The sequence below is a fragment of the Blastococcus tunisiensis genome, from assembly GCF_900112815.1.
In the GTDB taxonomy this organism is placed as follows: Bacteria; Actinomycetota; Actinomycetes; order Mycobacteriales; family Geodermatophilaceae; genus Blastococcus_B; species Blastococcus_B tunisiensis.
This window is the reverse complement of sequence record NZ_FOND01000007.1, coordinates 38,808-65,701: the sequence shown is the minus strand read 5'-3', so window position 1 is coordinate 65,701 and position 26,894 is coordinate 38,808. Positions and strand designations below refer to the sequence as shown.

Here is a 26,894-nt window from a genome sequence, read left to right as displayed (position 1 = left end):
GCCTGTCTCGGGTTCATCCCCGGGTCGGCGAACCAGTTCGGATGATGTCGGGGATGACGGCGCGCCAGTCCTAGCGGTCGGTCCACACCTCGCATTCGGGGAGGACCTGGGCCAGCACCAGCGGCAGCGCCCACCCGTCGGAGACCTGCTAGACCATGCCGGCAACCGCGATCGAGCGTCCGTGCGCCGATGGACGTTTACGTGGGCACCCGCGTGATTTTGCCTGCCCGACGCCTTCCTGCTGCGCGAGTATGCCGCGGCCGAGGGCGCCGAGCTGGAGCTGACCGTGCGTGCGAGGGGCCGGTGCACGTTTTCCCGCTTGTGTCGGCACGCGAGGGTCGGGCCGCGGCGCGCGTCCGTGCACCGCGTATCGCGCTGGCCGGTTTCAGCTGATCGATCAGGCCGACGGGTCGTTGACGACGGTGATGAACAGCGGCGAGTGCGTCTCGGTGTCGGTGAGCAGGAACAGGAACGGTCGGTCGAAGGTCACGACCTTCTGCGCTCCCACCACGAGGGAGGTCGCCTCCACCGCGACACCGGTCGCGGCGGCGGCCTCCGTGCCGTCCTCGTCCACTTCCAGGAACGACTTCTGGACGACCTGGGAGATGGCCAGATCGTCCTGGCCGAGCGCGGAATAGTCGCCCTCGATCGGCAGGCCGAGAGTGGCCAGGACTTCGAGCAGGTGGTGGGATTGCTCGATCCTCATCGTCGGCAGCCGCACGCCCATCGGCCGGGACTGTGCGGCAGCCAGGCCGGCCAGCCCCGCGGTATCGATCGCGCAGGGAGCCGTGCCCTCCGGCGGCAGGACGGCGATGGCGGCCAGGGTGCCGTCGCGGTAGGGCAGTTCCACCGCCTGCCAGCCGTCGGCGACTCGCATGCTCCCGGTCGCGCCGCTCATCATGTCGACGGTCACCTCGCCGGACGGCGCCGCGAAGGGGTGCGGCTGCGTGTCGGTGAACGGATCGGCCCACCGCGCCTTCAGGTGCAGCGCGTTCGTGAGGACGGCGACCGTGTCGTCGTCCAGCGGCTCATCGAACAGCTTCTCGATGATGCCGCGGGTGTCCTCGGCGACCGTCGTGTTGATCCGGTCGGTCGCCCCGCCGGGATCGCCGGCGAAGTCCAGTGCCCGCACGTCCGCGTCGAACGCCGTCGCGATGCCGTCGAGGTAGCGCGGGTCCGGTTCCAGGCCGAGGGCGGTCCAGAGCCGGTTGCTCATCTGCAGGGAGTTCGGCGCGTCCTCGTCGTCCGGGTCGCCGTCGTAGCGGAGGCGGTCGAGCGCGCGGGTGTGGTCACCCATCGCCGCGACGACCTCGGACGACCACTCCGGCAGGTGCAGAAGGGCTCGCATCGCTTCGGCGGTCTGCCCGCGGCCGGCCGGGTACAGCAGGCTCAGGGCCTCCGCCGCCGAGGTCGGCGAGATCAGAACGTTCTCGCCGGCGGCCTGCTCGCACACCGCGCGCAGCAGGTCGACGCCGAACGCCGTCTGCGCAGAGGCGACGTCGCGCGCCGTCAGGGTTCCGGCCGACAGCGGGACCACGTCCCCGCGAAGTACCTGTGGGATGACGCCGGCGCTGCCGCACGCGGTCAGTGCCGTTGCCGCCGCCGCAGCAGCCAGCACACGGAAGCTCCACGCGGATCCGGGCATCGCTCCTCCTCAGTCGGTCGCGGCCGACCACTCGGCTGCAGTCTGGGCGTCGTAGGAACGGGTAAAGCCGCAGCTCGACGCGATCGGGGCATCCAACGGCGCTCCGCCCCAGCGTGGTTCGCCCGACACGAGCAGGCGGGTGCCGATCTCGTAGGTCGGCACAGACGGCTCGGCGGAGGAGAGCGTCCCGCGCGGTGTGTCCAGGTCCACGGTCACGGTGTCGCCGGATCCGCCGCGGAACCAGGTGTGCACCCGGAAAGTCACGCCCGAGAGCTCCAGCTCCACGCCGGGCCGGTTGCTGCGCGCCGGCCCGATCGCCACGACGGTGCCGTCGAAGGCGAACGCCCGCCCGGTCACCGCCGCGGGCGAGTACTCCTCGACGCACTCCGCCGCTCCGTCGACCGGAGCTCCCGCCGGATTCGGCGCCTGGTCGCTGCTCGTCGGAGATCGCTCGCCGGTCGATTCGACGGATGCGGCGACCGCTGACTCCTCCGGCCGTGGCCCGAACCCCTCGATGGTCAGCAGCCCCGTGCTCACGGCGGCCACGGCCACGAGGCCGGTAGCCCAGGCCGTCCGGGCGCGCCGCCGGTGCCGCACCTTCCGCAGCGCGCCCTCGGCCAGGCCGACAGCCCGGGGGGCGGCTGCGGCCTCGGTGGCGAGCAGGTCGCGCAACTGCTGCTCGGTCGGGCTGCTCATCGGATCTCCTCCACGTCCACCAGGGCGGCTGCACCACGCAGGCCCGCCAGGGCACGCGACGCCGTCGCACGCACGGAGCTCTCGCTGACGCCCATGGCCTGGGCGATCCCGGCGTCGTCCATGTCGGCGTAGTACCGCAGCACCAACACCGTCCAGGCCCGCGGCGCCAGCCCGGCCAGCAGCACCCGGATGGAATCCCGCGCGGCGACTGTGTCGGCCGGGTCGCTCCCGGCGGCCGCCGTGTCGATCGGCTCGGCGGGGCGCTCCGTCGTCCACCGGCGCCGCCGCCAGCTCAGGTGCGCGTTGACCAGCATCCGCCGCACGTAGGCGTCCGGTAGACCGGCCGCGGTCACCTTCCCCCAGTGCCGAAAGGCGTCGGCCAGCGCCGTCTGGGTGATGTCCTCGGCCAGGTGCCGGTCACCGGTCAGGACGAACGCCAGCCGCAGCAAGGACTGCCCGTGGCCGGCCACGAACTCCTCGAATGTCACGCGCAGGCTCCCGTCGGCTGTCCGTCACCCCTACAGACGCATCGAGCACTCGCAGACGCTGCATGCCAGCGCACGCCGACTGTGCCATGGGCCCCCCTTACGGTGAGGGTGAGATAGCGAGGCCTGGGCTGGCGTCACGAGCGGTCCGGCACAGACAATCAGCGACTGCGGCACTCGGCGTCGGCCAGCGTCGCCGTGCGAAGACGACGCCGGAGGCTAGGTGCTGATGCGAGATTCCACCAGCCGCCGGGGACGCAAACGCCTCAAGATCCTTCGCAACGCCGTTAGGAGACGCATGACGTCGGGCGCGGGATTGGTGCTGGCGCTGATCCTGGGCGCGCTGCTCGGCGCGTACCTGGGCGGCCAGGCGGTCGAAGCCTGCACCGTGGGACCGGCCGGCGGACCTCCTGGTGGTTGTGACACCGATGTCCAACTGTCCGGGACAGGGGCGATCGTCGGTGCGGCGACCGTCGCTCTGGCGGTTGCCTGCATCCTGACCGGACGTGGACGGTAATCCGAGCGAACCCAGAAGGCGGTCAGGACTTGAGCACCCACATCTCACCCCCACAATAAGGGGGCCACGGGCGACTGTCGGAACCGGCATCATTGAGATCCCCGCGATCCAACTCCGCAATGAGTCCGCAAGACGGCAAAAAGCGGCCATGCTCAGCCGTCGTTATCAAACTATGAAAATCCAGGTCAAGCCGGTGTTCCGCCGAACATCGTTAACGGTCAAACGTCGCGAAGCTATTCGACATCCACCGCGCAGCCGCTGTCTTCCTCGTTACAGAAGCTGATCAAGGTGCAGGGGATGCTGTAGGCCCTTCCGTGCAACTGAAGCATCTGGTGAAGACCATGTCCCGGATGACGAGGCCCGCCCCGTTGTCAGACCCATGCGGCACGCTGGAAGGGCATGCCTCGCTACGGAGATCCTAATGGACGGCTCGATCACCCGCATCACGCTCAGCGACGGCTCAACCCGTTATCGCGCCCGGTATCACGCCCCAGGCGCCCGTCAGCACGAGAAGCGATTCACGCGGAAGGTAGATGCGCAGCGCTGGCTCGATGAGGCCACGTCAGCCATGGTCACGCAAACGTGGACGGCACCAGTCCCGTCCGAGGTCGGATCACCGTCCAGGAGTGGTCCGGTCGATGGCTGGCCTCGCAGACTGGCGTGAAGCCGAGCACGCGGTATCGGTACGGCAATTTGCTGCGGACGCACGTCCTCCCAACATGGGGTCAGTACCGGCTCGCCGACGTCACTCACGCCGACATAGCGGTGTGAACGGCGGAACTGCTGACACAGGGATCGGCACCCGGGACCGATGAGGTCGAGCGGCTCGCCGTCGCCGCAGGTGATGACAGCGATGCGGTGCGGCTGCTGGCGTACACCGGGCTGCGCTTCGGCGAGATGGCCGCCCTGCGCATCCGCCGCATCGACTTCCTGCGGCGGAGGCTCACCATCGCAGAGGCCGTCACCGAGGTTGGCGGCCGGCTGGAGTTCGGTACGCCGAAGACTCATCAACAGCGGACTGTGCCCCTTCCCGCGGCACTGGCCGAGCTGCTGGCCCGGCGCTGCGAGGGCAAGCACGGCGAGGACCTGCTCATGACCACGGCCAGCGGGACGGTGCTCCGACTGAGGAACTGGCGTCGGGCCGTCTTCGACCCGGCCTCACGGGCGGCTGGTCTGGCCAACGTCACGCCCCACGACCTCCGGCACACCGCCGCCTCGCTCGCAGTGGCCAGCGGTGCCACCGTCAAGAGTGTCCAGCGGATGCTGGGCCACGCCTCGGCGGCCATGACGCTGGACGTCTACTCCGGCCTCTTCGACGACCTCACGGCGCTCGCGGACCGCATGGACGCCGCAACGCGGGCCGCCGCGGAGACGCGTGTGTGCGCCGTGTGGGCGCGACCCCTCGCCGACGAACCAGCGAGAGACAAACGCCCCGGTGAAGACGGTGGGCCCCGAGGGGATCGAACCCTCAACCCGCGGCTCAAAAGCCCTCGGGTCCGCGCGGCATCCCAATGTCCAGTGCATCTAAGCGCAGTTCTTCGGGGAGCCCACGCGCATGCCCTGACGATAGATCCAGGCGTCGGCGGCGAACTGGGACGCGGCGCGGCGGCCCGGTTCGATGGGGACGAGGTCGTCGCACCCGGCATCGAGGCCGCCGGCCACACTTCCTGGATCGGCCCCGCTGGACGCGGACGCTGCCGGTCCCGTTCGGCCTGGTGTGGCCACGCGGCGGGCACGGACGACGAGCAGTAATGGCGCGCTCCACCGAGGCTGTGGTGGATCTTCCCCCGACCGATTCGGGGACGATCCCCAGGCGACACATGCGGTCAAGGAACGAAGTTCGGCAAGCGCTGCCCCTGTCCCGCGAGCGCGCGCCGTCTTGGGTGCTGCACTTTCTTCGACGACGTCACCGAGCCCCAGACCGTCGAGGTCCGGACTGCTCGGTGCGCACGGGAAACACCGGGTACTCGGCGTCCCCCGGTTGTGGCAGTCCTCGCGACCGTCCCTTCGCCATCCCGGAGGAGCTTGGCAGGGACTAGCCATGTTCCGCCCGCTGCGCTCTCCGCCGCGGAAGCGGAGCTACTTCGTTGAGGGTGCCCCCCTCCGGATTACGGCCGGGCAAGAGTGGCTATCGGCCCAAGGCCTGCGCGTGCTGTTGCTCAGCCACCCAGCGGTCCACGTCCTGCCGCCGGTACACCACACGTCGACCCAGGCGAAAGCCGTCCGGCCCGACACCCAGATGCCGCCAGTAGCGCAGCGTGGCGACTGGAGCTCGGAGAATGGCGGCTGCCTCGTTGAGGGTGAGCAGCTCCGCCGCCACGATCGGTGCGATCTCATCGTTCACAGCCAAGGCCCTCCATGCAGTCGCAGCGGGGTGTCGTCGAAGGCGACCTGGAAGCAACGCGGACCGCGCGTGCTTCGGCCTCGCATGCCGAGCCTGCCGGCACTTCTCCTGTCTTTCTCCAGTCGCGTTCGGCTCTCTCTAGGGCGCTGTGTGCCACTCCCGGGCTCGCGATTTCACGCAAACAGGAGAAAAACCGGAGGATGCTGTCAACAGCTTCGAGCGGCGCCGGGCTCCGGCCTGTGTGCTCCTCCGGAGCGTTCGCGCAGTGCGCCAGCGCGCTCGCCCGGCGTCATACGTCAGCAGCCGCCGCGGGCCTGCTCGCGCAGCGCATCAAGCCTCACGGCCGCTCGCGGCGGGCTCAGCGGCCGAATAACGGCGTCGGTTGGGCACGCCGGTCATGGCTTGCGCATCGCAACCCGTTCAACAGCAAGCGGACGACCGTCTCAGGCCAACTGTTCGAGAACCTGCGCCGCTCCCGTGGCTCGCCGCTTGCGCCCGTAGTAGACGTCTTGCGTAATCGACGGCTTGGCGTGCCCCAACTGGTCGGCCGCGCTCCTTGCGGACAGGCCAGCCTCGTCCATGAGCGTGGCCACGGTCTTGCGGAAGGCGTGGGACGTGACCCCCGGCATTCCCATCTGAAGAAAGGCCTCGCGGAGGGCCCGGCGGGTGTTGCTGGGATCGCGAAGCTTTCGACTCCGCGGCGCGGGGAAGACCGGCCCGGTCGAGGCCTCGCGCCGTCGCAACATCTCGACACACCAGCTGGGCAGTTCGAGCACCCGCTCCCCCGCTGCCGACTTGGGTCGACTGATGACCAGTCCCTGACCCTTGACGCGGAGCACCGTCCCGCTGACTGTCACGGTGCTGGCGTCGAGGTCGACGTCGGACCAGGTGATGGCACAGGCTTCGCCGATGCGCAGGCCCGTGGCCACCATGAACGCCACCAGCTCCGGCAAGTCTCGTTCACTCGCCCTCGCATCCCCGCTGAGCCACGCCCGCACGGCCTTGACCTCGACCACCGTAAGCGAGCGAGGCGTATGCCGTGGGCTGCTGGGAATACGGGCCACGTCCCGGCAGGGATTGGACTGCAACGCGTCGTGGCGACAGGCCAGTGAGCAGATGCCGCTGAGGACGGACTTCGTCATCTTGGCCAGTGCCGGGCCATGGGTTGCTCTGACGGTCGTGAGGTGACGATCCAACAGCCCGACGGTGACCTCCCGCAATCGCACGCCGCCCAACGCGGGCAGCACCTGGCGGTCGAGCCGATCGCGGTAGGCCTGCATGGTCGACGGGCTCTTGCCCTCAAGCTCGCTGAACCACTTCTCCGCGACGTCGGCGACCTTGGTCTCCAGCGTAATCCCGAAGGCACCCCCCGACCGCCCGCGATCTCGTAGCGCCACGGCCAAGGCCCGCTCGGCGGCGCCCTTGGTCGTGGCCTGTCGCTCGATCTGCCGAGTCACCCCGTCCCAGTCCCGGAAGAGACATGTCGCCCGGTATCCCGAGGGCTGCCGATAGATCCGGACGCGGCCGTGCGTCCCGAGCTCCAGGTGCGGTCGTCCCACGAAGGGCCTCCTGAGGTGAAGTCGCGCCACGGAAGCGCTCTCAGCGCCCATAGTTTACGGCCCTCAGCCATAGTTTACCCATAGAAAACTACCAACATCGTCCGATGATGATCAACGCCGCCAAACGGCCAGTACGCTTCTTACCTGCACTTTCACGAACCTGCCATCGAAGTTCAATGCCGTCCAAATGCTGGGACTCTTAATCAGCGGGTTCGGGGTTCGAGTCCCTGATGGCGCACCAGCAGCGGAGCGGCCCGATCCACCAGGATCGGGCCGCTCCGTCGTTCCGGGCATCCGGATCCGACCCTGCACGCGAAGAGGCTGCGTGGGTCCGATGTCACCGCAGCAGCACGAATGGATCATCCGTCCCCTGGTCGACGCCGGCCTCGGCCTCGACCTGATCCGGGACCTCCTCTTCCGACTGGGTTTCGCCGCCGTCGTCAGCGAGGGCCGGAGCACGGCCGCAGCCGTGGCCTCGCTGGTCAGCGACCAGCCGGCGGGCGTGCAGGCGGCCTGGCACGAGGTCATCGACCGGATGATCTCGCTGCACGGCACCCCCGCATGACCGGGCTCACCGGCCCGACCGCGACAGCCGGCGCCAGATCCAGCTGGCCGGCACCCGTCGCCCGGTGACGACGTACTCGAGGACGCCGTCCACGACGAGGGTCCGGTCCAGCGCCCGCCGGGCCACCGCCCGGCCGGCGAGGAGCAGCTCGTCGCCCGGGCGCAGCACGTGGTCGGCGTCCGGGGCGAGCGCGGCCTCTCCCGCCTGCAGCACCAGGAGCGCCATCGCGTGCAACGGCTCGTCCCGGTTCTCCGGGTTGCGCAGGAGGTCGCCCAGCCGCGCCTCCCCCGACGCCAGCCACGACTCCAGCGCCGGCGCCTCCTGCGCGGTGAGGCGGACCTTCCACAGCGTCTGGAGGTGCGAACCGCACAGCGACGTCAGCCGGTCGACGATGTCGGCCGCCCACGCGTCCTCCTTGGCCGGGAGCTGGCGGAGGAAGCGCCACAGCAGCGGGGTGGACAGCTGCGCGTACACCTCGTGGGCGATCACCTCGGCGGGCACGAGCAGCGCGTGGACCTTCATCGCGGCGAACAGCGGGGCGCTGGCCGTGTGGTTCTGGCGGGCGGCGAGGAAGAGCCGGGGGTTGCTGCGTCGCGCCGCGGCCACGAGCGAGAGGTTGGTGGTGTCGTTGTCGGTGCCGGCGACCAGCCCGACCGCGTGCTCGACGTCCGCCAGGGCCAGCACCTCGGGATCGGAGCCGTCGGCCACGAGCACGTCGGCGTCGTCCTCGACCGGCGCGCCCCCGGACTCGATGACGGTGACCTCGAGGCCCTCGGCGCGGAGGTCGGCGGTCAGCTCCCGCCCGAGCCGGCCGTAGCCGCAGACGATCCAGCGACCGCTGCGCGGAGGCACCCCGCGCTCCGGCAGCGCCGCGCCCGGACCGCTCTCCAGCCAGGTCATCAGCTGGTAGGAGGCCGGGGCCCGCAGTGCGAGACGCAGGTGGTCGCCGAACCGGTCGAAGGCGTTGACGGTGCTCGGGTCGCCGAACTCCTGCATCCGTTCGGCGATCGCCCGCGACGTGACCCGGGCGATGACCGGCAGCTCCGGGCGCAGCAGGGCGGCGGCCATGACGATCGTGAGGTTGGCCTCCTCGTCGTCGGTGAGCGCCACGACCGCCTCGCAGCAGGAGTGCCCGAGCCCGGCGACGGCGAGGTGCCCGGGGTCGCGGGCGTCGGCGGTCAGGCCCGGCACGTCGGCGTGGTAGGAGTCCAGCTCCAGGCCGTCGATGCGCTCGGGGTCGTGGTCGAGGACGACGAACCGCCGGCCGAGCGCGTCGAAGGAGTGGCCGAGCAGCTCGCCGGTCCGGCCGTAGCCGGCGATCAGGAGGAACGGCTCCCGCAGCCGCCCGACCTTCCGGCGGAAGTGCTGCAGCGCCAGCGCCGAGCGGAAGGCCCGGTCCTGGACGAGCGCCAGGAGGGAGCCGATGGCGTAGGCCCCGGCGATCACCGAGAGGTAGATCGTGATGGTCACCCACATCCGCTGGTTGTAGGTGAACGTGTGCGGGATCTCCCCGAAGCCGATCGTCGTCGCCGTGTAGCTCATGAAGTAGAAGGCGTCGAAGAAGCCCATCCGGACCGGATCGCCGTCGGCGTCCCGCCCCGGGATGAGGGTCAGGCCGAGGACGCTGACGGAGAAGATGACGATCAGCACGATCAGCGGGGCCCGCATCCGCCGCAGGATCAGGAAGATCGCGGCCGAGGCCTGCGCGGCCGAGCGGGCGGCGACGCGGAGGGCGGACCGGCGGATCCGCCGGTCGTCGGCGTCCTGACCGAAGATGTTCTTCCAGAAGACCAGCAGCGGGTTGCCCACGGCGCGCCCCGGTCAGCCGCGGTGGAAGGAGACCGTCTCCACCACGAGCAGCACGACGGAGATGATGTTGGCCAGCAGCGCGCCCCCGGACAGCGAGACGACGCTGGACATGGCCCCGGCCGTCAGCCCCTCGGTGGAGACGTACAGCGCGTAGCCGAGCACCAGCGAGGCGGCGATCAGCTGCAGGTCGGCGACCAGGCTGGTGGCCAGGTGGACCGCACCGACCTGGGTCCGGTCCCCGAACTTCAGCACCGTGGCGATCAGGTTGACCACCACGGCCGCGAACAGCTCGTAGCGGTCGTGCATGTTGGGGTCGTCCATGTCGCCCAGGAAGAACCCGAAGTTCAGCGTGGCGGCGAGCACGACGAAGAACCCGAAGACCACCTTCTCCAGGTTCACGCGCCCTCCCGTCGCCGGTCTGCCGTCGATCTTGGCCCGGCGACCCGGATTCCGCGCCCGGAGCGACGCGTCGACCTGCGCCGCCCGGGCCGGTAGCGTGCCCCCGGTGCGGACGGCGACGGCTCGCCGGGACCCCGCCCGGCGTCAACTGGACGCCCTGACCTTCGCCCTGTTCTCGGTGGCCCTGGGCACCAACGTGCCCACGCCGCTGCTGCTGGTCTACCAGGACACGCTGGACCTCTCCGAGGCCGAGCTCACCGCCATCTTCGGCTGCTACGCGATCGGGCTGATCCTGGCCCTCAGCGTCTCCGGCGCCGCGTCGGACCGGTTCGGCCGGCGGGCGCTCGTCCTGCCGTTCGGGATCGTCGCCGGGCTGGTGTCCCTGCTGTTCATCCCCGCCGCGGAGAGCCTGCCGCTCCTCTACGCCGGCCGGCTGCTGCAGGGCGCGGTGTCCGGCGTGGTGTTCTCGGTCGCGAACGCCTGGCTGCAGGAGCTCGCCGGCCCGGACCGCCAGCAGTCGGCGGCCACCCGCGGTGCGGTGTCGACGTCCCTCGGCTTCGCGATCGCCCCGGCCATGAGCGGGGTGCTGGCCCAGTACGGCCCGGCGCCGACCGCGCTGCCCTACCTGGTGCACGTCGCCGTCCTGGTGGCCGGGCTGGCCGCGCTGGGGCTGGTCCCCGAGACCGTGCACGAGCGCCGGCCGGCCCGGCTGATGCACCTCGGGCTCCCGCCGGAGGCCCGGCGGCCGTTCCGCGCGCTGCTGGCTCCCACGGCGCTGGGGGTGTTCGCCTTCCCGGCGGTCGCGGCGACCCTGCTGCCGCTGCTCGTGGTCCCGGACGGCGTCGGCGTCGCGTACGCCGGCCTCCTGGGCGGGCTCGCCCTGGGCGCCAGCGCGGTCGCCGCCCGCGTGGGACGCAGCGTGGACCGCGGAGCGCCCCTGGGCATGGCCCTCGGCGCGGCCGGCCAGGCCGTCGGGGTGGTCGCCGTCGTCCTGGGGTCCGAGCCGTTCCTGCTGCCCGCCGCGGTGCTGCTGGGGGCCGGCGGTGGTCTGTGCCTGACCGCCGGGCTCACGCTCACCGCCCGGCTGGCGCCGCCGGCCACCCGGGGCGCGATGAACAGCGCCTTCTACGCCTTCGCCTACATCGGCTTCGGCACGCCGCTGCTGCTGGCCTGGCTGGGGTCCACGTTCGGCTCCGTGCCCGCGCTCGCCGCCTTCGTCGCGGTCCCGGCGGCCCTGGCCGGCTGGCTGTGGCTGGAGCTGCGCCGCGTCGTCCGGCCCCGGGAAGCCGCGGCGCGGCCCCGGCGTTCACGCCACCGTGAGGGCTGACCGGGACGTCGACGTCGTCGTCATCGGCGGCGGGCAGGCCGGGTTGTCGACGGCGTGGGCGCTGGCGCGGCAGGGATTCGACCCGGGCAGCGGCTTCGTCGTCCTCGACGCCGACGACGCCCCGGGCGGCGCGTGGCAGCACCGCTGGCCGTCGCTCACCCTGGCGACGACGCACCGCGTCCACGACCTCCCCGGCCTCCCGTTCGAGCAGCCGGAGGCGACGACCCCCGCCGTGGCGTCGGTCCCCGCCTACTTCGCCGAGTACGAGCGGCACTTCGACCTGCCCGTCCACCGCCCCGTCCGGGTGCGCGCCGTCCACCGCGCCGCCGGGGACCGCTTCCGCGTGGAGACCGATGCCGGCGACTGGACGGCGCGCGCGATCGTCAACGCCACCGGCACCTGGACCCGTCCCTTCGTGCCCCGCTACCCCGGGCAGGAGCTCTTCCGCGGCCGCCAGCTGCACACCGTGGACTACCGCGACCCCGCCGAGTTCGCCGGCCGGCACGTCGTCGTCGTCGGCGGTGGCGCCTCGGCCACCCAGCTGCTCGGCGAGATCTCCACGGTCGCGTCGACGACCTGGGTGACCCGCCGGCCGCCGGTCTGGCGGGAGGGCCCCTTCGACGAGGACGTCGGCCGCGAGGTGGTCGCGAAGGTCGAGGCGGCGGTGCGCGAGGGACGCAGCCCCGGCAGCGTCGTCGGCCTCACCGGGCTGCTGGTGTCCACCCCCTACATCCGGGAGGGGCGCGCCCGCGGGGTCTTCGCGCGGCTGCCGATGTTCGACCGCCTGACCGAGGACGGGGTGGCCTGGGACTCCGGGGACGGCGACGAGGGCCGGTTCCAGCCCGCCGACGCGATCCTCTGGGCCACCGGCTTCCGGGCCGCCGTGCAGCACCTGGCCCCGTTGCGGCTGCGCGCACCCGGCGGCGGCATCCGCATGGACGGCACGCAGGTGGCCGGCGAGCCGCGCGTCCACCTGGTCGGCTACGGCCCGTCGGCGAGCACGATCGGCGCCAACCGGGCGGGGCAGGCCGCGGCCCGGGCGCTGCGGCGGCTGCTGCGCGACCAGGGGGAACGCCCCCGCACCGCCTGAACGCCGGTCGGGGTCCGTTCAGGGTTCGTTCAGGGCGCTCCCCGATGTACCGGGACGGGCCCGGCCGACAGGGTTCCTGTCATGACTCCTCCAGCGCACGCCGACGGGCCGATCCGATGATCGTCGCCCGCGGACTGACCAAGATCTACGGCGCCAAGCCCGCCGTCGACGGGATCACGTTCACCGTCGAGCCCGGCCGGGTCACCGGCTTCCTCGGCCCCAACGGCGCCGGCAAGTCGACGACGATGCGGATGCTCCTCGGCCTCGACCGGCCCACCTCCGGCAGCGCCACCGTCAACGGCCGCCGCTACGCCGACTACCCCGCGCCGCTGCGCGAGGTCGGTGCGCTGCTCGAGGCGCGGGCCCTGCACCCGGGCCGCTCGGCCCGCGACCACCTGCGCTGGATGGCCGCCAGCAACGGCATCCCCCGGGCGCGGGTCGACGAGGTGCTCGACCTGGTGGGCCTGACCGCCGTGGCGGACAAGCGGGTCGGCAAGTTCTCCCTCGGCATGGGCCAGCGGCTCGGCATCGCCGTCGCGCTGCTGGGCGACCCGCCGGTCGTCGTCCTCGACGAGCCGGTCAACGGCCTGGACCCCGAGGGCATCCGCTGGGTCCGGAACCTGGCCCGCGAGCTGGCTGCCCAGGGGCGGACGGTGTTCATCTCGAGCCACCTGATGTCGGAGATGGCGCTGACCGCCGACCACCTCGTCGTCGTCGGCCGGGGCCGGATCCTGGCCGACTGCTCGATGACGCAGTTCATCGCCGAGCACGCCACCTCCTACGTGCGGGTGGCCAGCCCGCAGCGCGGCGAGGTCGCCGGTCTGCTGCTCCGTCAGGGGCTGGAGGTCGCCGTCCACGACGAGGAGCTCCGGGTCCAGGGGCTGGACGCCGCCGCCATCGGTGAGCTGGTGGGGAAGAGCGGCCTGCTCCTCCACGAGCTCACCCTCGTCCGGTCCTCCCTCGAGGACGCCTTCATGACCTTGACCGCCGACAGCGTGGAGTACTCCGCCCACTCCTCCGCTGCCACCACGACCGCCGGGATCCCCGCATGACCGTCACCGAGCTCTCGCAGACCGTCGACCTCGACCCGAGGCGCAACGTGCCCGGCACCCGCCGGCCCGGCTTCGGCCAGACGCTGCAGGCCGAGTGGATCAAGTTCTGGACCGTCCGCTCCACCATGTGGGCGACCGTGATGCTGTTCGTCCTCGGCGCGGGCCTGACCGTGCTGCTCTGCGCGACCAACGCCGAGTGGCTGGCCAGCAGCGGGGCCGACGAGAACCCCGGCTCGTTCATCACCTTCGGCATGACCTTCGCCCAGATCACCGCGGTCGTGCTCGGCACGCTGGCCGTCACGAGCGAGTACGGCACCGGCATGATCCGGGCGACGCTGGCCGCGACGCCGCGCCGCGGTGCGGTCCTCGCCGCCAAGGGGCTCGTGCTCGCCGGGACGCTGTTCGTCGCCGGCACCGTCACCGCGTTCGCCGGGTACTTCGGGGGCAACTGGTTCTTCGAGAACGAGGGCATCGGCATCGCCCTGAGCGACGACGGGGTGCTCCGCTCGATGATCGGCAGCGGCCTCTACATGGCGGGGCTGGGCCTGCTCGCGGCCGGCGTGGGGCTCCTCGTCCGGCACACCGCGGCAGCGCTGTCGGCCGTCCTCGCGCTGGTCTTCGTCGTCGGCAACATGGTGTTCCTGCTGCCCGACGCCTGGGGCGAGTGGGCCGGCAAGCTCATGCCGGGCAACGCCGGGTCCGCCGTCGCCGCGCCGGTGTCGTTCAACCCTAACCTGCTCGACCCGTGGGTCGGTTTCGCGGTGTTCGCCGGCGAGGTCGCGGCGGTCCTGCTGGTCGGGTACCTCACCTTCCGGCGCCGCGACGCCTGACCGGCGACCCCGCCCTTTGCCCCGGCCGCGCGGCCGGGGCACTGTGGCGCGGTCAGGGGCCAGCGACGGTCTCGCGGAAAGCCACATGCGCGAAGGTGTGGGCGGGACCGACCTGCCTGAGGATTCCGCGCGTGTGGGCGGTCCGGAGGAAGCGGAAGGTCGCAGTCGGCCAAGGCCACCGGCCCACCAGGGCCAGGACCGACCCCGCGACAAGGAACCGGCCAGCGCTGCAGACCGTCAAACCGACCACGGAGCAGAGCGCTCCCAGCCCGATGAAGATCACCAGGGCAATGACAATGCCGACCAACCATGGCGGCAAGCCGACCCCCATCTCCTCCGGCCACGCGAAGGAACGACCCGACGACCATGCTTGCGACATCGAAAAGAGGAGCGTCGGCGCGAGGAACGCGGTGCACCAAAGCAGACTGGCCACGAAGGCGAAAAGGAGATTCGACCTCACCGCTGTGGCGGGCCGATCCGACGGCGCGATCGAAACCGGCCTGCCAAAGCACGCTGCCGCCGACCCCAGGACGGTCACCAACGCGAACATTGCCAACCCCCAGCCCCAGGCGGAGGCCTCAGTCGTCAACGCGTCGAGCAACAGTCCCAGAACGGCGGGAACCACCACTTTCGGGAAGGTGAAATGCCAGCCGACACCACGAGGTGTCCCAGGCGCCCCTCTACCCGCCAGCCATCGAGCCGCGGGGCGCCAGTCATCGGAGGCGACGCTGGCAACCGAGGCGAGCAGCAGGAGCAGCAGTGCAGCCGCCAGTCCGATCCAGAAGCCCTGTACGAGCCGGTTCCAAACGGGCCCGCCACCTTCGAGGACCGACACGACGGGAACCGCGAAGGCCGTCGCCATCGCTACCCGCCACACCGGCCCCCGCCAGCGGCTGCCCCGAGGAGCACGAGAAGCGGCCGTGCTGGCCAGGATCAGCGTGGCGAGCAAGGCGAGCGTGGACGCCCCGGCATTCCAGCCGAGCCCACGTTCGAGGCAAATGTGCACGAACGCATACGTGAGCGAGCCGCCGACTGCCGCCTGAATCCCCCACGGGATCACCGCCTCGAGGTCCCACCAGACGAAGTCCTCCCGTCCCCGAGCGGCCATCGCCTTGCTGAGCGTCCGGAAGTAGCGCCGGGCCCGGAGCAGGTCACTCGCCGATCGACCGCGGAAGCCGTGGCCGTACGCCGCGATGACCATACCTTCGAGCAGGGCGCCTTCCACGGCCTCCGGCGCATAGCTGTTGTTCTCGAGGGCGAGTGGTGGAGGTAGTCCCTCCGAGCGCAAACGGACGGCCAACCAAAGGAAGAGTGGCCAGCGCAGCACGGTCCCGACCACCGACTCAGGTTCTGTCAGAACACGGTGCGCAACCGCGGGCCACAGCTCCGCACCATGAGGAGCGGTTCCCCGACTGAGTTCGTGACTCGCTGCCTGCCTGCTCAACGGGCCCAGCACGACCACGTCCGCGACTAGATCCAGTCCGGAGCCAGCGCGAAAATACGCGTCCGGCCGACTGAGAAGGATGAAGCTCTTGAGCCCCGCCGTCCTGATCCGTTCCAACGCGACGTGTCCATACGTCTCGGGGAACTCGTCGAATCCGTCGAGGACCAGGAGAATATCGCCGCGTTCGATGAGCGACCGGATCACCCGTGCACCGCCGCGCACCTCGACATCTGCCTGGCTGCAGGCGTACCGGATCTGGCGACCCGCCCAGGAGACGAGATCCTCCCGCGGATCCCAGGAGCTTATGTGGATCCGGAATGGCACCGGCTTCGGCGAAATCCCGCCCTCCGAGCGAGCGTCCGCGCGGATCAGCGCCAGATCCGCCACGGTGCTCTTACCGGCACCTCGGTCGCCCAGGATTACGAGCCCACGAGGAGGGTCGGTCGCCAACGCCTCCGCTAGGTCCTTCACGACACCCTGGGACGGCAGGTAGGCATCGTTCCCCTGTTCCTGATCCGGACTGCTAGCCAGGGACCACGGCACCGGCAGCGGTGAGCTCAGGTCGACGAGCCTTGACTGGAGCTGCACGCGCCGCGCGTGCACCACGCCAAGGACGTCGTCCCGGGCAGCGTCGCGGTCGACAGTCGTCACCGTGGCCGAACGGTGAGCGAACCAACGGCTAAGGAGCCCGAAGATTGCCACCATGACAGCGGCGGTGGCTCCGATGACGCTGGCCCAGCGGTCAGCAGCCTCGAGACCGACGGTTCGCGTCAGCAGGAACGCGACCACTCCAATGACCACTGCAGCCGCTGCCAGAGCAACATCTTTCCCCACGATCCCCCGCAGTCGAACGTCGGCGCCAGTCCGGCCCTCAGGCAGAACATCGTGCCCCGCCGGCACCTGGGGCGCCGGGTCGCCGCTCCGCCGTCGGGCACAGTGGGGCCGTGAACTCTCTCGATCCGCTGGCCGTCGGGGCCCGGCGCGCCGACCAGCTCCTAACGCTCCTCTCCGCCGACGAGCCGGCCGCCGACGCGTTGCTCGGGAGCCTTTCCGAGGTGCGCGACCTGGTGTTCCTGGGCGCCGGCCTGACCGCCGTCGCCCGTGCCGAGGCGCGGTCACTGCCCCCCGCGCAGCGCGCGCAGGCCAACACCCGCCAGCTCCGGCTGGGTGCGCTGCGCGACGCGCACCGCAGCGACCCCGAGGGCCTCCGGACCTGGCTGCGCCGGGCCGGTGAGGAGATCCTGCTGCTCCGTTCGCAGCAGGCGATCACCGAGCGCGTCTCGGCCGCGGACCAGGCCTGGACGGCCGCCCGCGCCGCGGCCGAGAACCGGGACACCGACCCGGCGGGGCACGTCCCCGGCTGACCGCCGGTCCGGCCGGCGCGGCGCGGCAGCGGAACGTCTTGTCCGCGGGCGACCCGGGTCCTAGCGTGCGCTCCGCGCGCCGACTCGCGGGGGCCGGGCCGAGGGGGACCCATGTCAGGTGCCGACGGCCGGAAGGCCGGGACAGGCGGGGCGTCGGTCCCCGGTCGCGCCGGTGCCGCCGCCGGGGCAGGACGCCACAGCCGGCTCCAGTCACGCCGGACGACGGCCTTCCTCGCCGGCCTGGCGCTCCTGCTCGTGACGGCCCGCGGAGGAGCGCCGCCCGCCCTGGTGGTCGTCGTGTTCGTGCTGTTCGCCGTCCTGGCCACGGTATGGGTGCGCGGCCAGTACGCGGACTCGCTGGACGGCGAGGCCTGGGTGCTCGGCGGCCGGTGGCTCGCCGGATTCGCCCTCCTGACGGTGGCGTGCGCGGCCACCGCCCTCATCGGCTGGGCGTGGCTGCCCGACCTGCCCTGGGGGACGTTCCTCCTCGTCGCCGTGCTGGCCTTCTACCTGTTCGTCGGGCTCATGATCGCCCGGCTGCGGGCGGAGGCCGTCACCCGCAGGTTCGTGGCTCCGCTGATGACGGCGGCGGGCCTGGTGGCCGGCATCGGGCTGTGCGTCGCTCTCGGCCGGGCGCCGCTGCCGGTCGTCGCCGTCCTCGCGCTCGTCGCCGTGGTCTACCTCCCGGCCGGCGTCGCCATCGCCTCGGAGACGGCCATCCGCCGGCTGCAGCGACCCGACCAGGCGTCGCGCCGGCGGGCCGCCGTGGTCGGGGGCGCGGCGGTCCTGGCGCTCACGGCCGGTGCCACGCTCCTCTTCGCTCGCTCGGCGTGGGCGCTGCTCGCGGTGGCCGCACTCGCCCTCCTCGTGGTCGCGCTCGCCTCCTCGACGCAGGCGGACATCGTCGTCGTGCTCGCCCTCGTCGCGCTCATGGGAGTCACGCCTCAGCAGTCCTCCGGTCCCCGGTCACCGGCCGGCGGCGACGAGGTCCTGGTCGCGCTCGGCGACTCCTACATGTCCGGGGAGGGCGCCGGGACCTTCTACGAGGGCACGGACGACGGGGGTGGCAACGCCTGCCGCCGCGCCCCCAGCGCGTGGGCGGCTCTCGCCGGACAGAGCCCGGAGTTCGACGGCGTGGCCCTGCTCGCCTGCTCGGGCGCCCGCACCTACAACGTCCGCGCTGCCGACGCCGCCCCACTGGCACCTGGGCGGGAGGAGCAGGAGGACGTCCCCGACCCCCTGGATGACGTCGGCGACGTGGACACCCAGCTCGCCCAGTACCGCGCCCACGAGGGCGACTACGAGCCCGCGCTGGTGGTCATCAGCATCGGCGGCAACGACGCGGGCTTCGGTGTCATCGGCCAGATGTGCGTGGCACCGGGCGACTGCAACGACGAGCGGGACGTCTGGATGGCGGGGCTCGACGAGGTCGAGCGGGAGCTGCGGCGGACCTATGCGGACGTGCGCGACGCCTTTCCCGGCGTCCCGGTCGTCGCGATCCCCCACCCGTCCCCCCTCGCGGCCGAGGACCGCTCCGGGCGCACGGTGCAGTGCGACGAGATCGCCCTGAGCAGCGACGAACGCACGTTCATCACCCAGTTCCTCAACGCGCTCAACGGCCGCGTCCGTGCGGCCGCGGCCGAGGCGGGCTTCTACTACCTGTCGGGGATGCGCGACTCGCTCCGGGACGCCCACCTGCAGCTGTGCGATCCACGCAACGACGGTCGCCCCGGGATCAACTTCATCGGCCTGCGATCGGTGAAGGGGACACCCGAGCAGCGGTTCAACCCGATGAACTGGTCGCACAACAGCCTGCACCCGAACGAGCGCGGGCATGCGGCGATGCTCCGCACCTTCGAGGTGTGGCTGGCCGGGAATCCCGACCTCGTGGTCCCGGCCCCCGAGGACCCCGACGCACCGTCGGTCGAGGAGGCGTCCGAGGACGTGCGCGACGCGAAGGACTGCAGCGTCTACGACGAGGGCCCGGACGGGTGCCGTGCACTCGGCAGCACGTGGGCACTGCAGCAGCTGGGTGCTTTCGGGCGCCTCTGGGGCCTGGTCGCCGCGCTCACCACGGCCGGCGCCTGGATGTTCGCGGTTGGGTTCTTCGGCTGGCGCCGGTACCGCAGCACCCGCTACCCCGATCCCGCCGACGACTGACGCGCCTGCGGGACGGACGACCCGACCCGGGCAGCGGCCGAGGCCAACGGCAGCGCCGCCGCCAGCAGCGCCGCGACCAGCACGTAGGTCCAGTCCAGCCCGATCCCGGCGGCGAGGAACCCCAGGGCCAGCGCCCCGGTGGCGGTGCCGGCGTCGAACGAGGCGTTCCACATGGCGCTGGCCGTCGTCGTCCCGCCCTCGCCGGCCCGGACGAACGCGGCCACGAGGGTGAGGTTCTGCGTCGCGCCGAAGCCCGCCCCGAACACCGCCGCCCCGACGAGCACCCAGGTGTCCCCGGTGCCGAGCCCGATCCCGGTCACCACCAGCCCGACGGCGGCCACGGCCAGCGCCAGGGGCAGCAGCAGGCGGGTGCCGAGCCGGTCGGACAGCGCGCCCGCCCGCCAGCGGGTGATCGCCCCGGTGATGCCGAAGACGAGCAGGGCCACGGTGGCGAGGACGCCGTCGGGCCGCTCGATGGGCAGGAACGTCACCACGCCGCCGCCGGCCATCGTGACCAGGAAGAGCACCGCCGACGGCGCGAGGGCGGCCAGCACGGCCGCGCGGTGGGTGCCGGCCGGCCCGGGCCCCGGCTGCGGGCCGACCGACCGCACCAGCAGCGGCACCAGCGGGATGCCGAGCACCGGCGACGCGGCCAGCCAGGACAGCCAGCCCACCTGGTCGCCGAGCACCAGGGCGACACCGGCCGGGACGGCGACCAGGTTCGGGACGGCGATCGCCAGGCCGTAGAGGCCGATCGACTCCCCGCGGCGCGCCACCGGGGCCACCTGTGCGGCCAGCGTGGCCCCGAGGACGGTGAGGACGGCGAACCCGGCTCCGCGGACCGCCGACAGCGCCGAGATCCACACGACGCCGTCGTCCAGGACGTAGAGGGGCGAGGGGACGCCCATGGCGAGCAGCCCCGCCACGAGGACCGGTCCGACGCCGAACCGGGTGGTCAGCGCCGGGATGGCGGCCTGGACGGCGATGGTCACCACCAGGAAGACGGCGGTGACGACGCCGGCGGTGCTCTCGGCCGCGCCGCCGGTGACCGCGTACACCGGGAGCGAGGCCAGCGTCAGGCAGTAGCTGGCGAAGCCCAGCACCGTGACCCCGATCAGCGCCTGCATGCCGCGTCCGCGCCACAGCGACGTCCGCGCGTCCACCGTTCCCCCGCTCACTCCGGAAGCATGTCAAAGGACCGTGCGCCGCCCGCGCCGCCGGGGCCGCTGGACGCGCCGTCCGGCGACCGGGTAGGCAGGGACGATGCCGCTGCTCACCGTCGGCCACGGCCCGCAGGACCGCGGGGCTCTCGGGGACCGGCTCACCGGGGCCGGGGTGCGCCGCCTCGTCGACGTCCGCCGCTTCCCTGCCAGCCGGAACAACCCGGACGTGGCACGCGAGTCCCTGGAGCGGTGGCTGCCCGACCGTGGGGTGGGCTACCGCTGGGAGGAACGGCTCGGCGGCCGGCGGCGGCTGCCTCGGGGCGAGCCGGTCGAGGACGGCTGGTGGACCGTCGCCCAGTTCGCCGCGTACGCCGCGCACACCCGCTCGCCGGAGTTCGCCGCCGCCCTCGACGAGGTGCTCGCCGAGGCCGCCGGGACGACCGTCGCCGTCATGTGCAGCGAGAGCGTGTGGTGGCGCTGTCACCGGCGGCTGATTGCCGACGTCGCCGTCCTGGGCCGGGGCGTGCCGGTCACGCACCTGATGCCCGACGGCCGGCTGACCCCGCACCGCCCCGCCGACGGCGCCGTGGTGGTGGACGGCGACGTCCGCTGGCCCGCGGGGACCTGACCGCCGTCCTCCCTCACCGCAGCGCGTCCTCCCCCACCGCCCACCGGGAGGGAGGACGCGCCACGATCAGGGCACCTGATCCCGGCGCGGGGTCAGGTGCCCTGGCCGGGGCGCGGGGTCAGGGCACCTGGTAGGGGCTCGGGTCAGTCCATGTGCGGGTAGCGGTGCCCGGTCGCGGGGGCGAACGTCTCCTTGATCGACCGGGTGCTCGTCCAGCGCTGCAGGTTCTGCGGGGCGCCGGCCTTGTCGTTGGTCCCCGAGGCCCGCCCGCCGCCGAAGGGCTGCTGGCCGACGACGGCGCCGGTGGGCTTGTCGTTGACGTAGAAGTTGCCGGCGGCGTGGCGGAGGAAGCGCTGCGCGTGGGCGATGGCAGCCCGGTCCTGGGCGATGACGGCGCCGGTGAGGGCGTACGGGGCCACCGACTCCATCTGGGTCAGCACCGCGTCGTACTCGGCGTCGTCGTAGACGTGCACCGCGAGCACCGGCCCGAAGTACTCGGTGCTGAACACCTCGTGCCCGGGGTCGGTGCCCTCGATGATCGTCGGCCGCACGAAGAAGCCCTCGCTGTCGTCGGCGGTGCCCCCGGCGACGACGGTGAGCGCGTCGTCGTCGGCCACCCGGTCCAGCACACCGGACAGCTTGGAGAACGACTTCCGGTCGATGACGGCGCCCATGAAGTTCGAGAAGTCGGTGACGTCGCCCTGCTCCAGCGACTCGGTGGTGGCGACCAGGTCGTCGCGCAGCCGTGACCACACGCTGCGCGGGACGTAGGCGCGGGAGGCCGCCGAGCACTTCTGCCCCTGGAACTCGAAGGCGCCGCGGACCATGGCGGTCCTCAGCACGTCGACGTCGGCGGAGGGGTGGGCGACGATGAAGTCCTTGCCGCCGGTCTCCCCCACGATGCGCGGGTAGCCGCGGTAGTTCGAGATGTTCTCCCCGACGGTCCGCCACAGGTGCTGGAACACCGGCGTGGACCCGGTGAAGTGGATGCCGGCGAGGTCGCGGTCGGCCAGGGCCACCTCCGACACCGGGATGCCGTCACCGGTCACCATGTTGATGACGCCGTCGGGCAGCCCGGCCGCCTCGAGCAGGCGCATGATCAGGTGCGCGGCGAACTGCTGGGTGGGCGAGGGCTTCCAGACGACGGTGTTGCCCATGAGCGCCGGTGCGGTGGGCAGGTTGCCGGCGATCGCGGTGAAGTTGAACGGCGTGATCGCGTAGACGAAGCCCTCGAGCGGGCGGTGGTCGGTGCGGTTCCAGACACCGGGCGAGGACTCCGGCTGCTCGGCCAGGATCTGCCGGGCGAAGTGCACGTTGAAGCGCCAGAAGTCGATCAGCTCGCAGGCCGCGTCGATCTCGGCCTGGAACGCGGTCTTGCTCTGCCCGAGCATCGTCGCGGCGTTGAGGGTCTGCCGCCACGGCCCGGACAGCAGGTCGGCGGCCTTGAGGAACACCGCGGCGCGGTCGTCGAAGGAGAGCTCCGCCCAGCCCGGCGCGGCCTCCTTCGCGCAGCGGACGGCGTCCTGCGCGTCGGCGTGGGTGGCGTGCGCCGAGGTGCCCAGGACGGCGGCGTGCCGGTGCGGCTGGACGACGTCGAACGGCTCGCCGGCGGCCATCCGCCGGCGGCCGCCGATGGTGCTGGTGAGCTCGATCGGCTCGGCGGCCAGCTCCTTCAGCCGGGCCTGCAGCTCGGCGCGCTCGGCCGAGCCGGGTGCGTAGCTGAGGACGGGCTCGTTGCGGGGGGCCGGGACTCGGGTGACGGCGTCCATGATCGGACCTCTCAGGATTGGGTGGATCAGGAGCGGGTGAGCAGGGAACGGAGGAAGAAGCCGACGTTGGCCGGGCGCTCCGCCAACCGGCGCACGAAGTACGCGTACCAGTCGACGCCGTAGGGGACGTAGGCACGCACGCGCGTGCCGGCGGCGGCCAGCCGGCGCTGCTCGTCGGGGCGGATGCCGTAGAGCATCTGCACCTCCCAGCTGTCGGCGGCCCGCGAGTGCTGGGCGGCCAGCTCGTGCGCGCGGGTCACCATCGACGGGTCGTGCGAGCCGACCATCGGGTAGCCCGGGCCGGCCATGAGGATCTCCAGGCAGCGCGCGTAGGCGGCGTCGACGTCCTTCCGCGCGCGGTGCGCGACCTCCGGCGGCTCGTTGTACGCCCCCTTGACCAGGCGCACCCGCGAGCCGGGCACGGCCAGCGCCTTGGCGTCGTCCTCGGTGCGGAAGAGCATCGCCTGCAGGACCGCCCCCGTGCCGGGGTGCTGGGTGCGCAGCTCGGCGAGGACGGCGAGCGTGGAGTCGACCGTGCGGTGGTCCTCCATGTCGAGGGTGACCGTGGTGCCGGCCGCGGTCGCCGCCTCCACCACCGGGCGGACGAGCTCCAGGGCGATGTCGTGGCCGCCGGGCAGCGCCTGGCCGAAGGCCGACAGCTTCACCGACACCTCGGCACGGTCGCCCAGGCCGAGCCGGGCCAGCCCCTCCAGGGCGGCGAGGTAGGCGTCGCGGGAGTGCTCGGCGCCGGTGCGGGTGGTGACGTCCTCACCGAGGTGGTCGAGCGTCACCCGGACGCCGTCGGCGGCCAGTGCCTCGACGGCGGAGAGCGCGTCGTCCAGCGTCTCCCCCGCGACGAACCGGTCGACCACGCGACGGGTCGCGGAGTTCCCGGTGACCATCCGGCGCAGACCGGGTCGGCGGGAGGCCGCCAGGAGAGTCTTCTGCAGGACCACGGGACCTCCTGGGGGCGGCACGTCGGACAGCCACGACGCTAGGCACCCCTGCCCCGGAGGGCCAGGGACAGATGTCCGGAACCTCGGCCCGTGCTCTCATACAGATGTACAGCGCGACGTGCGGCGTCGCCGGGGCCGGGAGGGGGGCGCATGCGGGACGACCTGCAGGAGCTCGTCGACGAGGTCTCGCGCGTCCTGGCCGCCCCGGTCACCCTCGAGGACGCCGACTTCACGCTGCTCGCGTTCTGCGCGCACGACGACACGGCCGCGGGGACGATGGACGCCGTCCGCACGCGGTCGATCCTGACCCGCGGGTCCCCGCCACCCACCCGGGCGTGGTTCGAGACGTTCGGCATCGCCGCCGCCGAGGGACCGCTGCGCACCCCGGCCGATCCGGCGGCCGGCATCCTCACCCGGCTGGTGATCCCGGTACGCCACGACGGCCGGACCCACGGCTACCTCTGGCTGCTCGACGGCGGCCGGATCGACCCGGCCGACGTCGGCGACCCGGCGCTCGCGGCGGCCGTCGGCCTCGCCGCGGAGGCCGGCCGGCTGCTCGCCGAGCGTCCCGGGTCCGAGGACGACCTCGGCCGGCCGCTGGCCGAGGCGCTCGATCCCGCCACCCGGGACCAGGGCCTGCGCACGCTCGCCGCGGCCCTCGGCGACGAGCTCCCGCTCGTGCTGGTGGCGCTGGTGCCCGGCCCCGAGGGCCTGCCCGCGCACTGGCGGCGACCGCGGGCCGGTGCCGTCACCGCGGTGCTCGACGACGCCGCAGGCCCGGTGGCCGCCGCGCTGGTCCCGCTGAACCGGGCGGGAGACCTCCGCCCCGCGGGTGCGCTCGCCGCAGGCGCGCTGGCCGGGCTCCCCCGCGGCAGCACCGCCGGGGTCTCCCAGGTGCGCGCCGGGGTCGCCGGCCTGCCCGGCCAGTGGACGCAGGCGCAGGCGGCGGCGCGGGTCGCGCGCGCGGTGCCCGCCCTCTCCCCGGTGGCCCACTGGGCGGAGCTGGGCGCCTGGCGGCCGGTCACCGAACTGGCCGGCCCCGATCCGGCCGTCGCTCCCCTGCTCGCCGACGCGGTGCTCTCCGGGACCGCCGAGGTGTTCCTCGACTGCGCCGGCAGCGCCTCCCGGGCCGCCACGGCGCTGCGGATCCACCGGCAGACGCTCTACTACCGGCTGTCCCGCATCGAGGCGCTCACCGGACTGGACCTCGCCGACGGTGGCGCCCGCCTGCTGCTGCACACCTCGCTGCGCGCCGCCCGGCTGGCCGCCGGGCGCTGATCGACCGGTCCGGACGGCCGCTCCCCCCTCACCTACGCTCGGCCGGATGGGGTCGGGGAGAAGCGCTGCGGGCGCCGGGGGCGACGTGCTGCGCAGGTTGCGGACCGGGACGGCCGAGCAGCACGAGGACGTGGAGCGGACGCTGGACCTGCTCGACCCGGACCTGCAGCGCGGTCGGCTGACCACGGTCCTGGCGCGGATGCACGGGTTCTGGGTCGCCGCCGAGGAGGGCCTGGACCGGTGGGCCGGGCGGTTCCCGGACGACGCCGCGGCCGCCGACTGGCCGCGCCGCCGGCGGGCCGGGCTCTTCGCCGCCGATCTGGTCGCCCTGGGCGGGACGCCGGCGGGCGCCGGGCCGCAGCTGCCCGACGTCGGCTCCACCGACACGGCCCTGGGCCGGCTCTACGTGCTGGAGGGCTCGACGCTCGGGGGTGTGGTCATCGACCGGCACCTGGCGTCCCTCCCCCGCCTGGCCGACGTGCGGATCCGCGCCTTCTCGCCCTACGGCGGCGACACCGGGGCCATGTGGGCGGCGTTCCGGCGGGTCACCCGTGCCCGCGTCGACGCCGGCGGGGACGAGGGGGCCGTGGTGGACTCCGCCCGCGCGACGTTCCGGGCCCTGGCCGACTGGTGCCGCCCGGCGAGCCCCTCCGCGACCACCGGGGAAGGCCCCCGACCGGTCAGTCGCCCAGCTCCGGGGCGCTGAACCGCGGCGTCAGCCCGTCGTCGGGCGGGCCGCCCCGGCCGGGCAGCGGGCCCTCGTCCTCGGCGGCCCGCAGCTGCAGCAGCGACTCCTCCACCGAGGGCTCGCGCAGCCCGCGGGCGTCGCGCTCCAGGGCGGCCAGCAGCCGCTCCTCGTCGGGTGCCAGGTCACCGGGCCCGAGGTGGCTCCCGGCGCTGCCGGCGTCCGAGCCGGAGGCCATGCCGGTGTCGGGGTCGCTCCCGTGCGGTCCGGCCATGCTCATGGCGGTCTCCTCCTCGCCCCGGCTCACCGGGGGAAGTTCGGCTCGAGCCGGGGCACGATCTGCATCTCCGGCACGAAGCTCGTCGGGTGCAGCGACACGAGGGTGCGGACCATCTCCGCGACCGCCGACGGCGGCATCATCAGGTGGGACGGGATCCCCCACTGCGCCATCATCGGGGTGTCCATCGCCGCCGGGATGACGGCCTGCACGCGGCACGGGAAGGGGCGCTCGGAACCGTCGGGCAGCCGGACCGCCTTCTCGCGCAGTTCCCGCTGGATGCAGCGGGTGGCGTTCAGGAACCCGGCCTTCGAGCCGTTGTAGGCGATCGCCCCGCTGCCCGACGTGATGGCCGACAGGGACACGACGTGCACCACGTCGGCGGTCCGGCCCTCGGGCAGGTGCTGCACCCGCTTGGTGAACTCGCTGGTGAGGAAGACGGGGCCCTCGCAGTTCACCGCCTGGACGCGGCGGTAGTCGTCGAGGTCGATGTCGGTGATGTAGCCCGGCCGGTCGATGCCGGCGACGTTCACCAGGACGTCGAACGCGTCGCCGTGCCGGTCGAAGAGGTCGCCGATCACCGCGCGCCGGTTCTCGTCGTCGGTCACGTCGAGGGGCACGACCTCGGCCGACCCACCGGCGTCGGTCACGCTCGTCCGCGTCTCGTCGCTGCCCCGGGCGTCGATGTCCGCGACGACGACGTGCGCCCCCGCCTCCGCCAGCGCCACCGCGGTCGCCCGGCCCAGCCCGCTGGCCGCGCCGGTCACCAGCGCCACCCGGCCCTTCAGGGCACCCTCGTCCGTCATCCCGCCTCCGCTCCCGGTCGCTCCCACGTCCCCCACTGCCCGTCCC

General features: G+C 72.8%; 26 protein-coding genes. 13 read left to right on the top strand and 13 right to left on the bottom strand.

Going from position 1 to position 26,894, the window contains the following annotated elements:
* Nucleotides 1-397: 397 nt before the first annotated feature.
* From BM142_RS10645 to BM142_RS10635, 3 genes are read right to left on the bottom strand one after another with little or no spacing between them, the layout of a single operon-like run.
* Nucleotides 398-1,645, bottom strand: coding sequence for a serpin family protein (locus BM142_RS10645; protein WP_092197910.1), 1,248 nt, complete (start codon nt 1,643-1,645; stop codon nt 398-400).
* Between the two features lie 9 nt (nt 1,646-1,654).
* Nucleotides 1,655-2,341: a hypothetical protein gene (locus BM142_RS10640; RefSeq protein ID WP_092197907.1), complete on the bottom strand. Its 687-nt coding sequence runs from the start codon at nt 2,339-2,341 to the stop codon at nt 1,655-1,657.
* A complete protein-coding gene (locus BM142_RS10635; protein ID WP_092197904.1) occupies nt 2,338-2,829 on the bottom strand; it encodes a SigE family RNA polymerase sigma factor in 492 nt (163 codons plus the stop codon). Before BM142_RS10635 ends, BM142_RS10640 begins: the two co-directional genes overlap by 4 nt.
* Nucleotides 2,830-3,124: 295 nt before the next feature.
* Here BM142_RS10635 and BM142_RS10630 point away from each other — a divergent pair, with 295 nt between their 5' ends.
* The 3 genes from BM142_RS10630 to BM142_RS10625 all read left to right on the top strand — a co-directional run bounded on the left by BM142_RS10630 (nt 3,125) and on the right by BM142_RS10625 (nt 5,095).
* Nucleotides 3,125-3,343, top strand: coding sequence for a hypothetical protein (locus tag BM142_RS10630; RefSeq protein WP_092197901.1), 219 nt, complete (start codon nt 3,125-3,127; stop codon nt 3,341-3,343).
* 582 nt (nt 3,344-3,925) lie between these two features.
* Complete coding sequence (locus BM142_RS25560) at nt 3,926-4,114, top strand: tyrosine-type recombinase/integrase (protein WP_335340776.1); 189 nt, start codon at nt 3,926-3,928, stop codon at nt 4,112-4,114.
* 87 nt (nt 4,115-4,201) lie between these two features.
* Entirely contained in the window at nt 4,202-5,095 is an 894-nt protein-coding gene (locus BM142_RS10625; RefSeq protein ID WP_254790763.1) for a site-specific integrase, read from the top strand.
* A 376-nt stretch (nt 5,096-5,471) separates the two neighbouring features.
* Here the strand turns inward: BM142_RS10625 and BM142_RS10620 are convergent, their stop codons facing one another.
* Both BM142_RS10620 and BM142_RS10615 read right to left on the bottom strand, forming a co-directional pair.
* On the bottom strand, nt 5,472-5,687 hold the full coding sequence (locus BM142_RS10620) for a helix-turn-helix transcriptional regulator (protein WP_254790761.1): 216 nt from the start codon (nt 5,685-5,687) through the stop codon (nt 5,472-5,474).
* Nucleotides 5,688-6,130: 443 nt separating this feature from the next.
* Nucleotides 6,131-7,144, bottom strand: a complete 1,014-nt coding sequence (locus tag BM142_RS10615; protein WP_254790759.1) for a tyrosine-type recombinase/integrase — start codon at nt 7,142-7,144, stop codon at nt 6,131-6,133.
* Between the two features lie 427 nt (nt 7,145-7,571).
* On the opposite strand from BM142_RS10615, the gene BM142_RS10610 reads away from it, so the two are divergent.
* Nucleotides 7,572-7,811, top strand: coding sequence for a hypothetical protein (locus BM142_RS10610; RefSeq protein ID WP_139228843.1), 240 nt, complete (start codon nt 7,572-7,574; stop codon nt 7,809-7,811).
* 6 nt (nt 7,812-7,817) lie between these two features.
* Here BM142_RS10610 and BM142_RS10605 read toward each other — a convergent pair whose 3' ends face one another.
* On the bottom strand, nt 7,818-9,620 hold the full coding sequence (locus tag BM142_RS10605; protein WP_175527219.1) for a potassium channel family protein: 1,803 nt from the start codon (nt 9,618-9,620) through the stop codon (nt 7,818-7,820).
* 12 nt (nt 9,621-9,632) lie between these two features.
* Nucleotides 9,633-10,019 (bottom strand): DUF6394 family protein, encoded by a 387-nt coding sequence (locus tag BM142_RS10600; protein ID WP_092197891.1) that lies wholly within the window; start codon nt 10,017-10,019, stop codon nt 9,633-9,635.
* A gap of 106 nt (nt 10,020-10,125) precedes the next feature.
* Between BM142_RS10600 and BM142_RS10595 the strand changes: the two genes are divergently transcribed.
* The 4 genes from BM142_RS10595 (at nt 10,126) to BM142_RS10580 (ending at nt 14,318) form a co-directional block, all read left to right on the top strand.
* On the top strand, nt 10,126-11,346 hold the full coding sequence (locus BM142_RS10595) for an MFS transporter (RefSeq protein WP_175527218.1): 1,221 nt from the start codon (nt 10,126-10,128) through the stop codon (nt 11,344-11,346).
* Entirely contained in the window at nt 11,336-12,436 is a 1,101-nt protein-coding gene (locus tag BM142_RS10590; protein WP_092197885.1) for an FAD-dependent oxidoreductase, read from the top strand. Before BM142_RS10595 ends, BM142_RS10590 begins: the two co-directional genes overlap by 11 nt.
* Nucleotides 12,437-12,552: 116 nt before the next feature.
* On the top strand, nt 12,553-13,488 hold the full coding sequence (locus tag BM142_RS10585; RefSeq protein WP_092197309.1) for an ABC transporter ATP-binding protein: 936 nt from the start codon (nt 12,553-12,555) through the stop codon (nt 13,486-13,488).
* A complete protein-coding gene (locus BM142_RS10580) occupies nt 13,485-14,318 on the top strand; it encodes an ABC-2 transporter permease (RefSeq protein ID WP_092197306.1) in 834 nt (277 codons plus the stop codon). The genes BM142_RS10585 and BM142_RS10580 overlap by 4 nt, the downstream gene beginning before the upstream one ends.
* A 52-nt stretch (nt 14,319-14,370) precedes the next feature.
* On the opposite strand, the gene BM142_RS10575 is transcribed toward BM142_RS10580, so the two are convergent.
* Nucleotides 14,371-16,551, bottom strand: coding sequence for an NACHT domain-containing protein (locus tag BM142_RS10575; RefSeq protein ID WP_092197303.1), 2,181 nt, complete (start codon nt 16,549-16,551; stop codon nt 14,371-14,373).
* 155 nt (nt 16,552-16,706) lie between these two features.
* On the opposite strand from BM142_RS10575, the gene BM142_RS10570 reads away from it, so the two are divergent.
* Together BM142_RS10570 and BM142_RS10565 are read left to right on the top strand one after the other, a co-directional pair.
* On the top strand, nt 16,707-17,126 hold the full coding sequence (locus BM142_RS10570; RefSeq protein WP_175527217.1) for a hypothetical protein: 420 nt from the start codon (nt 16,707-16,709) through the stop codon (nt 17,124-17,126).
* A 111-nt stretch (nt 17,127-17,237) separates the two neighbouring features.
* The gene (locus BM142_RS10565) at nt 17,238-19,286 is read left to right on the top strand and encodes a GDSL-type esterase/lipase family protein (RefSeq protein WP_092197300.1); all 2,049 of its coding nucleotides are present in this window, start codon (nt 17,238-17,240) and stop codon (nt 19,284-19,286) included.
* Here the strand turns inward: BM142_RS10565 and BM142_RS10560 are convergent.
* Nucleotides 19,262-20,464, bottom strand: coding sequence for an MFS transporter (locus BM142_RS10560; RefSeq protein ID WP_092197297.1), 1,203 nt, complete (start codon nt 20,462-20,464; stop codon nt 19,262-19,264). The genes BM142_RS10565 and BM142_RS10560 overlap by 25 nt on opposite strands.
* Nucleotides 20,465-20,549: 85 nt before the next feature.
* On the opposite strand from BM142_RS10560, the gene BM142_RS10555 reads away from it, so the two are divergent.
* The gene (locus BM142_RS10555; protein ID WP_092197293.1) at nt 20,550-21,077 is read left to right on the top strand and encodes a DUF488 domain-containing protein; all 528 of its coding nucleotides are present in this window, start codon (nt 20,550-20,552) and stop codon (nt 21,075-21,077) included.
* Between the two features lie 143 nt (nt 21,078-21,220).
* Here the strand turns inward: BM142_RS10555 and pruA are convergent, their stop codons facing one another.
* Both pruA and BM142_RS10545 read right to left on the bottom strand, forming a co-directional pair.
* The gene (gene pruA / locus BM142_RS10550; protein WP_092197290.1) at nt 21,221-22,846 is read right to left on the bottom strand and encodes an L-glutamate gamma-semialdehyde dehydrogenase; all 1,626 of its coding nucleotides are present in this window, start codon (nt 22,844-22,846) and stop codon (nt 21,221-21,223) included.
* A 26-nt stretch (nt 22,847-22,872) separates the two neighbouring features.
* On the bottom strand, nt 22,873-23,802 hold the full coding sequence (locus BM142_RS10545; protein WP_217640671.1) for a proline dehydrogenase family protein: 930 nt from the start codon (nt 23,800-23,802) through the stop codon (nt 22,873-22,875).
* Nucleotides 23,803-23,952: 150 nt separating this feature from the next.
* Between BM142_RS10545 and BM142_RS10540 the strand changes: the two genes are divergently transcribed.
* Together BM142_RS10540 and BM142_RS10535 are read left to right on the top strand one after the other, a co-directional pair.
* Nucleotides 23,953-25,080, top strand: a complete 1,128-nt coding sequence (locus BM142_RS10540) for a helix-turn-helix domain-containing protein (protein ID WP_092197287.1) — start codon at nt 23,953-23,955, stop codon at nt 25,078-25,080.
* A 46-nt stretch (nt 25,081-25,126) separates the two neighbouring features.
* On the top strand, nt 25,127-25,786 hold the full coding sequence (locus BM142_RS10535) for a biliverdin-producing heme oxygenase (protein WP_092197284.1): 660 nt from the start codon (nt 25,127-25,129) through the stop codon (nt 25,784-25,786).
* On the opposite strand, the gene BM142_RS10530 is transcribed toward BM142_RS10535, so the two are convergent.
* Nucleotides 25,761-26,045: a hypothetical protein gene (locus BM142_RS10530; RefSeq protein ID WP_254790758.1), complete on the bottom strand. Its 285-nt coding sequence runs from the start codon at nt 26,043-26,045 to the stop codon at nt 25,761-25,763. The genes BM142_RS10535 and BM142_RS10530 overlap by 26 nt on opposite strands.
* A gap of 23 nt (nt 26,046-26,068) precedes the next feature.
* Nucleotides 26,069-26,848 (bottom strand): SDR family NAD(P)-dependent oxidoreductase, encoded by a 780-nt coding sequence (locus BM142_RS10525; RefSeq protein ID WP_092197281.1) that lies wholly within the window; start codon nt 26,846-26,848, stop codon nt 26,069-26,071.
* Nucleotides 26,849-26,894: the final 46 nt, after the last annotated feature.

Excerpts from the sequence above, each read along its gene's own strand:
- BM142_RS10645 (WP_092197910.1), bottom strand. The coding sequence starts at position 1,645 with ATGCCCGGATCCGCGTGGAGCTTCCGTGTGCTGGCTGCTGCGGCGGCG.
- BM142_RS10640 (WP_092197907.1), bottom strand. The coding sequence starts at position 2,341 with ATGAGCAGCCCGACCGAGCAGCAGTTGCGCGACCTGCTCGCCACCGAG.
- BM142_RS10630 (WP_092197901.1), top strand. The coding sequence starts at position 3,125 with ATGACGTCGGGCGCGGGATTGGTGCTGGCGCTGATCCTGGGCGCGCTG.
- BM142_RS10585 (WP_092197309.1), top strand. The coding sequence starts at position 12,553 with ATGATCGTCGCCCGCGGACTGACCAAGATCTACGGCGCCAAGCCCGCC.
- BM142_RS10580 (WP_092197306.1), top strand. The coding sequence starts at position 13,485 with ATGACCGTCACCGAGCTCTCGCAGACCGTCGACCTCGACCCGAGGCGC.
- BM142_RS10565 (WP_092197300.1), top strand. The coding sequence starts at position 17,238 with ATGTCAGGTGCCGACGGCCGGAAGGCCGGGACAGGCGGGGCGTCGGTC.
- BM142_RS10555 (WP_092197293.1), top strand. The coding sequence starts at position 20,550 with ATGCCGCTGCTCACCGTCGGCCACGGCCCGCAGGACCGCGGGGCTCTC.
- pruA (WP_092197290.1), bottom strand. The coding sequence starts at position 22,846 with ATGGACGCCGTCACCCGAGTCCCGGCCCCCCGCAACGAGCCCGTCCTC.
- BM142_RS10540 (WP_092197287.1), top strand. The coding sequence starts at position 23,953 with ATGCGGGACGACCTGCAGGAGCTCGTCGACGAGGTCTCGCGCGTCCTG.
- BM142_RS10535 (WP_092197284.1), top strand. The coding sequence starts at position 25,127 with ATGGGGTCGGGGAGAAGCGCTGCGGGCGCCGGGGGCGACGTGCTGCGC.
- BM142_RS10530 (WP_254790758.1), bottom strand. The coding sequence starts at position 26,045 with ATGAGCATGGCCGGACCGCACGGGAGCGACCCCGACACCGGCATGGCC.
- BM142_RS10525 (WP_092197281.1), bottom strand. The coding sequence starts at position 26,848 with ATGACGGACGAGGGTGCCCTGAAGGGCCGGGTGGCGCTGGTGACCGGC.